Genomic DNA, 10,690 nt, shown 5'->3' on the forward strand with positions numbered 1-10,690 from the left:
GCATGAAGCATGAGGCATGAAGCATGAGGCATGAGGCATGAGGCATGAGGCATGAGGCATGAGGCATGAGGGATTACCATGCCTGCAATGGCGGCGGTCGTGCGGTTCGGGGTGGTGGGGGCGGGGGCGGTGGGCGGGTACTACGCGGCGCGGCTGGCGCATGCCGGGTTCGACGTGTCGCTGGTGGCTCGCGGCGCGCACCTCGAGGCCATCCGGGCGCGGGGCCTGTGGATCTGGAGTCCGCTCGGCGACCTCGTCGTCCGTCCGCAGGTCAGCGCCGACCCGGCCGACCTCGGACCGGTCGACGTCGTGCTCTACGCGGTCAAGACCTACGACGATGAGACGGCGCTGCCGCTGGTGGCGCCGCTGATGGGCGAGCACACGCTGGTGGTGACGCTGCAGAACGGCGTGTCGAGCGCCGAGCGCGTCGCGGCCCTCGTCGGCCCCGGGCGCGTGCTGGCCGGTCCCACCTACATCGCCACGGCGCTGCGTGCGCCCGGCCTCATCGAGCAGACCGGGACGCATCGCCGGATTGTCTTCGGCGAGGTGGAGGCGCCAGGCGCGGAGCCGTCGGCACGGGTGCAGGCGCTCGCCGAGCTCTTCCGGCTGGCCGACATCCAGGTGGAGCCGGTGGCCGACGCCCGCGTGCCGCTGTGGGAGAAGTTCATCTACCTCGCGCCGTTCGCGGCGGTGACGGGCGCGGCCCGCCAGCCGGCCGGCGTCGTGTGGTCCACGCCGGCGTTGCGACACACGTTCGAGGCCGCCTGCGCCGAGACCGAGGCGGTGGCCCGCGCCGAGGGCATTGCCGTGGCGGCCGACATCGGCGATCGTGTGCGCGCCTACATGGATGCCCTGCCGCCACGCACGCGATCGTCGATGCTGATCGACCTGCAGGCCGGCAAGCGCATCGAGCTCGACGCCCTGGCTGGCGACGTCGTGCGCCGCGGCGCGCGGCTCGGCGTGCCCACCCCCGTCATGGCCACGCTCGCGGCCACGCTCACGCCCTGGGTGGGCGGCGCCCGGTGACCCGCCCGTGACGCTGCTCGGCATCCTCGGCGTGGCGCTGCTCGGCGCGCTCGGCGGTCTGGTCGGCTCGCTGCTCGGCCTCGGCGGCGGCGTGTTCCTCGTACCCGCGCTCACGCTGCTGTACGGGCTGCCCTTCCAGGAGGCGGCCGGCATCGGCCTGATGACCGTGATCGCGACGTCGACCGTGGTGTCGGCCCAGAAGGTGGGCGACGGCACGGCCAACTTCCGCCTCGGCATCGTGCTCGAGATCGCCACGACGCTCGGTGGGCTGGCGGGCGGCCTCACCGCGCAGGCGCTCTCGCCGCGGGCGCTGCGCATCATGTTCGGCCTCGTGGCGCTGGTGATCGCGGGCGTGATGTTCCGCCAGATGGACAAGCGCAACGCGCTCCCCGAGGGCGATGACGACACCGGCTGGCTGGGCGGGCAGTTCCACCATCCGCAGCGGAACACGATGGTCAGCTACCGCGTGAAGCGCCTGCCGATCGCGCTGTTCGTGTCGTTCATCGCGGGCAACGTCTCCGGGTTGCTCGGCATCGGCGGCGGCATCCTCAAGGTGCCCGCGCTCACTGCCTGGTGCGGCGTGCCGCTGCGCGTGGCGGCCACGACGAGTTCGCTGATGATCGGCGTCACGGCCGCCGCCTCCGCCCCGCTCTACTACGCCGCCGGCGCCATCCCGGGCCCCTACGCGGCCGCCTCGGTGCTCGGCGTGATGGTCGGCACGCGCATCGGGTTCCGGATCTCCGAGCGGGCCAAGGCCAAGAGTCTCAAGGTGCTGCTCGGTCTCGTCCTCGTGTTCGTCGCCCTCGTGATGCTGGTGCGCGCATGACGCTGTTCGAACGGACCCTCGCCCGCACGCTCGGCCTCGGCGTGACCGTGGCCACCGCCCTGCTCGGCATCGGCCTGGCGTGGACGCTCGTCGCACCCGGGCCTGGCGCGAACCTGGCGCTGCAGGCGGGGCTGATCGTGCTGATGGCCACGCCGATGGCGCGCGTGCTGCTCTCGTGCGCCGAGTACGTGCGCCAGCGCGACTGGTTCTTCGCCATCAGCGCGGGCGCCGTGCTGGCCGTGCTCGCCGTGACCATCTGGCAGGCAATGCGCGTGTGACGGGACGGGAGTCGGGAGTCGGGAGTCGGGGATCGGGGATCGGGTGTCGCTCTTCGTGTGGCGCTGCGCCGAGGCCGATCCCCGTAGCCGCGGGTGCCACATCGCCGCATTCCCGGCATCGCAGCATCGCAGCATTACTCACCCGCCGCCTCACGCATGCGGCGGGCGGTCGGCTCCGGCAGGCGCGGGAAGTCCGACACCACGGCGTCCACCGCCTCGCGCGACAGACCGTACAGCCGCACCGCGAGGCCCTGCAGCGCCGCATCGGCTGCGGCATCGGATGGACTGCGCGCGAGCCGCGCCGTGAGTCGCACGAGGCCGCGCCGGTCCGGGTGCGCGGCGGGTGGCTGGGGCACCGGCACGCGCGCGATCAGCCTCGACGTGACATGCGCGCCGAGGTACCTGCGGACGAACCAGTCGGCCACCAGGCTGTTGAGCATGCCGCACAGGTAGAGCTGCTGGACCAGCGGCAACGGGTCGCGCAGGCACGTCACCGTGTGCGTCGAGACGTGCCACGGCGGCAGCAGCGCCGCGATCAGCGAGCGCGTGTTGGTCGGCGACGACACGTCGCGGTAGGCGAGGCGCCAGCGCTCCCAGGGCCGCGTCGGTAGTGCGCCGAGGAGCGCATCGGCCGACGCGCGCGAGGCCTCCGCGGGTGGGCACACCGTGAACGGCCGCAGGTGCTTGCCGTCGACCACCACGATCTCGCCGTCGCCGTCGCTCGACAGCAGGTGCCGATCGTCTGTCGCGTTCAGCTCCCGGCCGAAGCGCAGCGCCCACGGCGGATCGCCGAGCCGCGGCCACCGCACCAGGTGCGCCAGCACCGCCAGGTCGGCCGCCGTGCGCAGGTGCGGGATCGCCTCGGCCTGGCCGCTCGTCGCGCGCAAGAGATCGCGCGACAGCAGGTGCGCGCCGACGCGAGGCGGCTCACGCCGGACGCGCGTCGTGCCGCCCTCGCGCGGGGCGCGCTCCGGCGGATGCGCCGACTCCACCAGCACGGACTCGGTGCGGTCACCGGCCGTGCCCGTCAGCACCACGATCCGCATCGACCGATGGATCGGGAACGTCCCGTCGCGGTTCTCGACGATGGCGAGGCGATCGATGGCGGCGTGGTCGAACAGGTGCCGGCGGAGGCCGGCGGCTCCGGCATCGGCCAGCACGCTGCCGGGGAGCAGGCAGCCGAGGCGTCCGCCAGGGCGCAGCACCTGCAGCATGCGCTCGGCGAACAACTGGTAGAGGTTCACGTGGCCGGCGGCCTCGCGGTAGATGCCGCTCCGCTGCACGAAGCGCTGCATGTGCGCGACGTCGCTGCGGTGCGCCGCGCGGTCGTCGCCCGACCCGAGATCGCCCCGCAGCATCTCCCACGGCGGGTTGGCGATCACCGCATCGAAGCCCCCCCGCCCATCGTCGAACACGTCGGGAAACTCGAGGGCGAAGTGGGTGCAGCCGCGCGCGTCGGCCGCGGCGAGCCAGCGATCCCTTGCCTGGCTGGCCGGACCCGGCCGTGTCGTCCGTCCGGCGCGGAGGTCATCGTCCACGATTCGCCAGGTGGCGGCGGACGCGGGCTCCGGATCCATGGCGGCGCCGCACCACGCGTCGGCGCGCAGCCGCCAGCGCGTGAGCGCCTCGCCGGCGCGCAGGTCGGCGAATCGCCGCGCCTTGAGGCGCACGTCGCCGGCCGTGTCGGAGGGGCTCTCCGTGATCGCGCGCAAGCGGTGGCCGAGCACGGCCGCTTCGTGGTGCCAGTGCTGCAGGTCGAAGAGCGTCAGCTGGCCGTCGGTACGTGGCCAGCGCGAGCCTGGGGCGCGTACGGGCGGTCGCGCCAGCAGCCTGTCGGGCGACACGCCGACCAGGCTGTCGCCCGTCCGCAGGTGCGCGTCGAGCCAGGTGAGCGGACGATCGGGTGCGAGCGAGAGCAGCCAGAGCGACAGGCGCGCCACCTGCACGGCGCGGGCGTTGACGTCGATGCCGTACAGGCACTGCTCGGCGATGCGTCGGGGCAGGGTGTCGCGTTCCTCGCGGGGCACGTCGAGCGGGCCGCCGCGGCCCTCGCGCACCCACGCGGCCTCGACGGCGCGCACGAGGTAACGCAGCGTGCTCGCGAGCAGCGCGCCACTGCCCATGGCCGGGTCGATGATGCGGAGGGCGAGGATGTCGTCGGCGCCCGCCTCGGCGACGAGCGGGTCGAGGGTGCGGGCCACCAACTGATCCGCCATCGTGCGGGGCGTGTAGAAGGCGCCGGTGCGCTTGCGCAGGAGCCACGGACCGTGCGCGGCGCCTGGCGCCATCAGGTGCTCGTACAGCGCGCCGAGGTGCTCCACGTCGAGCGTGGCGAGGTCGACGGGCGTGCCCGCGGCGGATCCTGCCGCGGCAAGCTGCGACAGCATGCCGCCGACCACCGCATCGGGCAGCGTGCGGCCGCCGCGCCCCTCGAGGCGAGGCTCGAACAGCGCCCCGTTGAGGGCCTGCACGCGCAGGGACCCGAGGCGACCTCCGTGTCGGCCCAGATCGCTGACCGCCACGACGCTTGCGTGCATGCCGAGGGGCGATGCCGTGCGTCCTGGCGCCCGCGCGAGGGACGCCAGGCTGTAGCTGCGGGCGTAGGCCGGGTGCCAGGCCGGCACCAGGGCGCGCGCCTCGGCGCACAGCAGGAACAGCCACTGGAACACCTGGGCGACATGCGTGTCGTGCCCGCCGCGTGCGACGCGCGCGAGCGTGGCCATCACGCCCGACACTTCCTCCCGCAGCGCGCCCGCGGCACCCGCATGCGCGACGGCGCTCTCGGCGGCAAGCCTGTCGAGCCAGGCTCCCGCGTGCGCCGATGAGGGCTGAGGCGACGTGGGCTGCCCCAACTGCCAGAGGGCCTGCCAGACGCGGCCATCGGCGACGCCGTGGGTGAGATCGAGGGAGATGTGGTCGCGCGTGTAGGGACGCGTGGTGTCGTACCAGCGCCACTGCACGCCGTTGCACAGGCCGACCCATTGGTGCCCGTGCGTCGCCGCGCGCTTCGTGGCGGCGCGCTGGCACCCGTCGAGCGACATGCCCCACGGCGTGGCGACCAGCCATTGCGCATCGCGACCGAGGCGTCCCGTGGCGACGCGAACGGGTACGCCAGCCAGCATGTCTGCCGCCACCGGCCCGGGGCTCCAGTCGAGTTCCTCGGCGAGCGGCCGCAGCAGCCACTCCCAGACTGCCGACGCACCGCTCGCGGGCCCGAGCGTCTCGGCCGCGGCACGCCACGTGCGTTCGCAGCGCCGCAGGGCGCGGGTGGCGGCAGCCTCGCGGGCCTCATGCAACACCAGTCCGGCGAGGCGTCGCTCGAGGACCGATGGCGCTACCCGCCCGCCGGTGAGCCATGGCGCGCTCATCGCGACGGGGCCTCCGACCCCCGCATGGCGAGTGTGCCGACCATGCGCACGGTGAGCGCCGGCTCCGTGCGCCACGTCGGCGCGCGCGTGTCGTCGTGTTGCGCGAACAGGCCGTGGCTGGTGGTGCGCGCCCGCTCGCGGCTCGCATGTGCCTCTGCCTGCTCCTGCCACGCGTCGAGGCGCCGCGCCCGCGCCCGCTCCCGGCGAAGGCGGTGAGCCAGCAGGCGCTCGATCGCGTCGCCCGCTGGCGTGCCGTCCCGCGGTGTTGCGACCGCCGCGGACAGGTGCGTTGTCGCCAGGGGCGTCGTGCCCGACACGGTGAGCCGCGCCACCTGCAGGCCCGCGGCGCTGGCCGGCAGTTGCCACCGTGCGCGTAGCCGTCGCCACCGGGCCGGCGTGAGCGCGCATGTCAGGCGCCTCGGCCCTGTGCGCGACGTGACCGGCGTGTCGTCCGTGTGCACCCAGCAGGCCTGTGCGATTCGCGTGCGTCTGTGCTCGCGGTCGGCCCCGGGGCCCTCGAGCCATGCGGCGTCCTCGGCCGTGCCCGTCTCGAGGCGCGCGAGCATCTCCACGTCCTCGGTGGCCTGGCTCGCGAGCAGCACCTCGTGCACGCGCCGGTGCTGGCCCAGGCGATCGACCCGTCCGGTGCGTTGCGCGAGGAGGCGGGGCGACACCGGCAGGTCGGCGTGCACCACCAGCCGGCATCGCGCCTGGAGGTTCAGTCCCTCGGCGCTCGCGTCCGTGGTGATCAGCACGTCGGCGTCGCCCGTGGTGAACGCATCGATCGCCTGCGCACGCAGGGCGTCTGGCAGGCGCCCGTGTACCAGGGCGAGGCGCACGCCCTCGAGCCGATCGCGCAGCGCGCGGGCCGTGTCGACATAGGCCGTGAAGACGAGGGCGGGCTCGCGTCCGCGACGGAGCAGGCGTGCCACGGCGGCGAGCTTGCGTCCGTGCGGCGACAGGCGTCGCGCGAGTGCCAGCAACTCCTCGAGTTCACGACGTTCGGCGGCCTCGTCGCGCCACGCAGGCAGGCGCAGCCACGCCTCGTCGCGGTCCTCGATGTCGTCGAACAGGGCTGGCTGGTGCGGCCCACCGTGAGCGGCACTCGCGTCGAGTGTCGTGAGTCGACGCTCGAGCGAGCGCGCGATCGCGTCGGGGCACGAGGCCGCCCGTCGGCGAAGAACGAGCGCTGGCAGGAGGCCCACGCCGCCGCGATCGGCGCGGGCGCAGGCGGCGAAGGCGTCGAGCCGCGCGCAGAGCGCGGCGTGCTGGCGGTCGAGCCGGACGTGGAGCACGCAGGATCGGCGTGCGGGACCCGGGCGTGCCGGCTCGCGACGGAGGATCGGCATCGGCGGCTCGTGATGGCGTGCGCCGATCGCGCGCAGCGCCTGCAACCCGGCGACGCCGCCGGCGGTGGGCGTGCCCGTCAGCAGCAGGACGCGGGCACTCGAGTCGGCGATGGCGCGTACGGCCTCGAGTCGCGCGGTCGCGGGTGCCGCCGCATGGGCTTCGTCCACCACGGTGAGCGTCCAGGCGAGGCGCGTGAAGAGCGGCGTGACGTCGGCCTGGCGGAGCAGGTCGATCGACACGAGCCAGCAGGCGCCACGGCGCGACTCGTCGACCAGGCGCGCAGGCATCAGGGCTTCGATGCGCAGGCGCGCGGCGTCGATCACGGTGGCGTCGAGACCGGCGCGGTGGCGGAGCTCGCGTGCCCACTGCGGCACGAGGCCGGCCGGCGCCACCACGAGGGAGCAGGCTTCGGGGTCGCGGTCGTGCACTTCGCGCAGCAACAGTGCCGCCTGTACCGTCTTGCCCATGCCGACCGGATCGGCGACGAGCACGCGTCGATGGCGGCCCGACAGCACGAGCATCGCCGCCACGCACTGCCACGGCAGCTCATCGATAGGCAACCGTGCGGCCGTGGCGGGCCACCACGAGGGCACCTCGGCTCGCAGGCGCGCGAGCATCGCGCGCAGCCACGCGCGCCTCGACACGCGACGCGCGTCGGCGGCCAGCGGCGTGACGATGTCGGGTGGGGCCGCGAGGAGTCGTGGGGCATCGCGGTCCTGCCGGAGCCACCACCAGGTCACGTCCTCGTCGCGACGCACGTCGAGCACGTCCCACGTGCGTGCCCGGCACGCCACGCGTGTGTGCAGCATCTGCCACCTCCCGCGAGTGCGTGGATCGCACCCGCTGCCATCACCAGCGCGCGGTCGCGTGAAATCCCGAGGAAATCAGCGGCCAGCGGTCTGGTGGTGGCAGGGGACAGTGCAAGGGGAATGCCGCGATGCCGGGAATGCAGGGAATGCCGAACGTCGGAGGCCCAGCGCGGCCCACGGAGTCATGACGTGGTGTCGTCACCGAGCCGAGACAGCGCGCGACCTGACGTAGAATCCGCGCGTGCCAGACATCACACCGCTGTGGGGCCGCCGCTCCCGCGTGCTTGCGGGAGCCGTGCTGCTCATGGCGACGACTTCACTCGTCGACCTGCGCGCGCAGCCGCCGGCTCCTCTCGCAACGCCGACGGCGGCCGATCTCGCCAGTGGCGCGAAGGTGTACGAGGCCTACTGCGGGCGATGCCACGGACTCGATGGTTCGGGAGGTTCCGGCCCTCCGCTCGCGCGCGCGAAGCTGCGGCGAGCCGCCGACGAGGCCGGTGTCATTGCCATCCTCATGGAGGGCGTGCCCGGTACGGCGATGTTGTCGTTCTGGAGCCTGTCGGAGCTCGAGGTGCGGCAGGTGGCTGCGCACGTGCGTGCGCTCGGGCGACGGCCTGCCGAGGCCCTCCCCGGGGACCCCGAGCGGGGGCGCCTGGTGTACGGGCGGGCCGGCTGCGCCACGTGTCACCTGATCGACGGCGAGGGCGCGACCATCGGCCCCGATCTCTCGGAGGTCGGCCTGGTGCGCGGCGCGGCGTTCCTGCGGGAGTCGTTGATCGACCCGGGGCGTGCCCATCCCGTGCGAGCCGTGGCCTACGAACCGTACGAGGCGGCGGCGTACGTGCCGGTGCGCGTGCAGCCGCGCGCCGGCGTCGAGGTCACGGGCCTCCGCGTCAACGAAGACGCCTTCACCATCCAGGTGCGGGAGGCCACCGGCCGACTGCACTCGTTCCGCAAGGCGGACCTCCGGAACCTCACGGTGGAGAAGGACACGAGCATCATGCCCAGCTATCGTGGCCAGCTCGATGACGCGCAGCTGGCCGACCTGGTGTCGTACCTGATGACGCGGCGGGGGCGCCAGTGAGCGGCCGCGGGTGCGGCGTCGCGCTGCTGTCGCTTGCCGCCACGATGGTCCTGTCGAGTGGCGCGACCGCGCAGGTGCCCGCGTCGCGAATCGCAGCCTCGTCGCAGGAACCCGCGTCGTGGCTCACCTACTCTGGCACCTACGACGGCCATCGGTTCTCGCCGCTTGCAGAGATCACGCCTGACAACGTGGCCCGACTGCGCCCGGCCTGGGTGTACCAGGCCCAGGAGGCGGGGCTGCAGACCACGCCGCTGGTCGCCGACGGCGTCATGTACGTCAGCGAGACGCGTAGTCGGGTGGCAGCGCTCGACCTGCGCACCGGGCGCACGCTCTGGCGGTACGAGCCGCCCATCCCGAAGACCGTCAAGATCATCGGGTTCGGGCCCACCAACCGTGGCGTGGCCCTGCTCGACGGTCGCGTGTACGTCGGCACGCTCGATGCGCGCCTCGTGGCGCTCGATGCCGCGTCTGGCGCCGTGCGCTGGACCGTGCAGGTGGCCGACAACGCCCTGGGCTACTCGATTACCGCGGCGCCGCTCGCGATCGACGGCAAGGTGATCGTCGGCGTGAGCGGTGGCGAGGCCGGTGTCCGCGGCTTCCTCGACGCCTACGACGCGAAGACCGGCGCACGCCTGTGGCGCTTCCACACGATTCCCGGTCCGGGGGAACCCGGTCACGACACCTGGAAGGGCGACGCCTGGAAGACCGGCGGCGGCACCACCTGGCTCACCGGGAGCTACGACCCGGCCCTGAACCTTCTGTACTGGGGCATCGGCAATCCGGGGCCCGACTGGAACGGCGACGTCCGGCCCGGCGACAACCTCTACACCGGGTCGATGGTCGCGCTCGACGCGTCGACAGGGACCCTGCGCTGGCACTTCCAGTTCACGCCGCACGACACGCACGACTGGGACGCCAACCAGATCCCGATGCTCGTGGACGCCGACGTGGCGGGCCGTGCCCGCAAGCTCGTGGTCACGGCCAACCGCAACGGCTTCTACTACGTGCTCGATCGCACGACCGGCGAGTTCATCAAGGGGACGCCCTACGCGAAGCAGACCTGGGCCACCGGCCTCGACGCGAAGGGCCGGCCGATGGTGATCCCCGGCACGGAGCCCTCGACGAGGGGGACGCTGGTGTGGCCGAGCCTGCAGGGCGCCACCAACTGGTTCAGCCCGGCCTACGATGCGACGCGAGGACTCGTGTTCGTGCCGATTCGCGAGATGGGCTCGTACTACTTCAAGGCCGAGGCGACGTACGAGCCCGGCAAGCCGTTCATGGGTGGCGGAGAGGTGGTGGCGCAACCGGGCGACGCGTACGGCGCCGTGCGCGCGCTCGACGTGCTCACCGGCGAGCGGCGCTGGGACCATCGGCTGCTCACGCCCCTCTGGGCCGGCGTGATGGCCACCGGCGGGGGCCTCGTGTTCGGCAGCACCAACGAGGGCAACGTCTACGCGCTCGACGCCGCCACGGGCCGTGCGCTCTGGAACTTCCAGACGGGTGGGCAGTGCACGGCCAACCCCATCGCCTACGAGGTGGATGGGCGACAGCACGTGGCCGTCGCCTGCGGCCAGGGCCTGTTCGCGTTCGCCTTGCCCTGACCTCGATGAGGTGGGGCGCCACGCGTTCACCACCCCGTTGATCGCGTCGTGCGTGGGACAGCGGCGGCATGAGGACATGCCGCCCTACCCGGTCAATGTCGCGAGCGTCGCGCCGAGGTGCGCGCGCGGGTCGTCGCGCCAGGAGGCCACGAGCGGATGGTCGCGCAGCACCTGCTGCACGCGGGCGCGTTGCACGCCGATGCCGCGCCCGTGCACGAGGCGCACCTCGCGGATGCCCATGGCGTGCGCTTCACACAGGTAGGCATCGACCACGTCGGGGATGTCGCGTGGCGCGAACGGATGCAGATCGAACTCCGGCTCGATGGGAACGCGATGCGGCTCGTCCAT

The 10,690-nt window shown here is 73.2% G+C and carries 8 protein-coding genes; 5 read left to right on the top strand and 3 right to left on the bottom strand.

The window, feature by feature from the left end:
* Positions 1 to 87: 87 nt before the first annotated feature.
* The 3 genes from ACIRDX_RS16540 to ACIRDX_RS16550 are packed head-to-tail and all read left to right on the top strand — an operon-like array spanning position 88 to position 2,130.
* A complete protein-coding gene (locus ACIRDX_RS16540) occupies positions 88 to 1,026 on the top strand; it encodes a ketopantoate reductase family protein (RefSeq protein WP_396626542.1) in 939 nt (312 codons plus the stop codon).
* Positions 1,027 to 1,033: 7 nt separating this feature from the next.
* Entirely contained in the window at positions 1,034 to 1,852 is an 819-nt protein-coding gene (locus tag ACIRDX_RS16545; protein ID WP_396626543.1) for a sulfite exporter TauE/SafE family protein, read from the top strand.
* Entirely contained in the window at positions 1,849 to 2,130 is a 282-nt protein-coding gene (locus ACIRDX_RS16550; RefSeq protein ID WP_396626544.1) for a DUF1634 domain-containing protein, read from the top strand. Before ACIRDX_RS16545 ends, ACIRDX_RS16550 begins: the two co-directional genes overlap by 4 nt.
* Positions 2,131 to 2,264: 134 nt before the next feature.
* Here ACIRDX_RS16550 and ACIRDX_RS16555 read toward each other — a convergent pair whose 3' ends face one another.
* Both ACIRDX_RS16555 and ACIRDX_RS16560 read right to left on the bottom strand, forming a co-directional pair.
* Positions 2,265 to 5,498: an Eco57I restriction-modification methylase domain-containing protein gene (locus ACIRDX_RS16555; protein WP_396626545.1), complete on the bottom strand. Its 3,234-nt coding sequence runs from the start codon at positions 5,496 to 5,498 to the stop codon at positions 2,265 to 2,267.
* Complete coding sequence (locus tag ACIRDX_RS16560) at positions 5,495 to 7,657, bottom strand: helicase-related protein (RefSeq protein WP_396626546.1); 2,163 nt, start codon at positions 7,655 to 7,657, stop codon at positions 5,495 to 5,497. The genes ACIRDX_RS16555 and ACIRDX_RS16560 overlap by 4 nt, the downstream gene beginning before the upstream one ends.
* A 241-nt stretch (positions 7,658 to 7,898) precedes the next feature.
* Between ACIRDX_RS16560 and ACIRDX_RS16565 the strand changes: the two genes are divergently transcribed.
* The gene (locus ACIRDX_RS16565; protein WP_396626547.1) at positions 7,899 to 8,741 is read left to right on the top strand and encodes a c-type cytochrome; all 843 of its coding nucleotides are present in this window, start codon (positions 7,899 to 7,901) and stop codon (positions 8,739 to 8,741) included.
* Positions 8,738 to 10,342 carry a pyrroloquinoline quinone-dependent dehydrogenase gene (locus tag ACIRDX_RS16570; RefSeq protein ID WP_396626548.1) on the top strand — a complete coding sequence of 535 codons (1,605 nt, stop codon included), beginning with the start codon at positions 8,738 to 8,740 and terminating at the stop codon, positions 10,340 to 10,342. Before ACIRDX_RS16565 ends, ACIRDX_RS16570 begins: the two co-directional genes overlap by 4 nt.
* Positions 10,343 to 10,426: 84 nt before the next feature.
* Here the strand turns inward: ACIRDX_RS16570 and ACIRDX_RS16575 are convergent.
* Positions 10,427 to 10,690: Smr/MutS family protein (locus ACIRDX_RS16575; protein ID WP_396626549.1), on the bottom strand; the 264-nt coding region annotated here is incomplete at its 5' end.

Source organism: Luteitalea sp. (genome assembly GCF_044337415.1).
In the GTDB taxonomy this organism is placed as follows: domain Bacteria; phylum Acidobacteriota; class Vicinamibacteria; order Vicinamibacterales; family Vicinamibacteraceae; genus Luteitalea.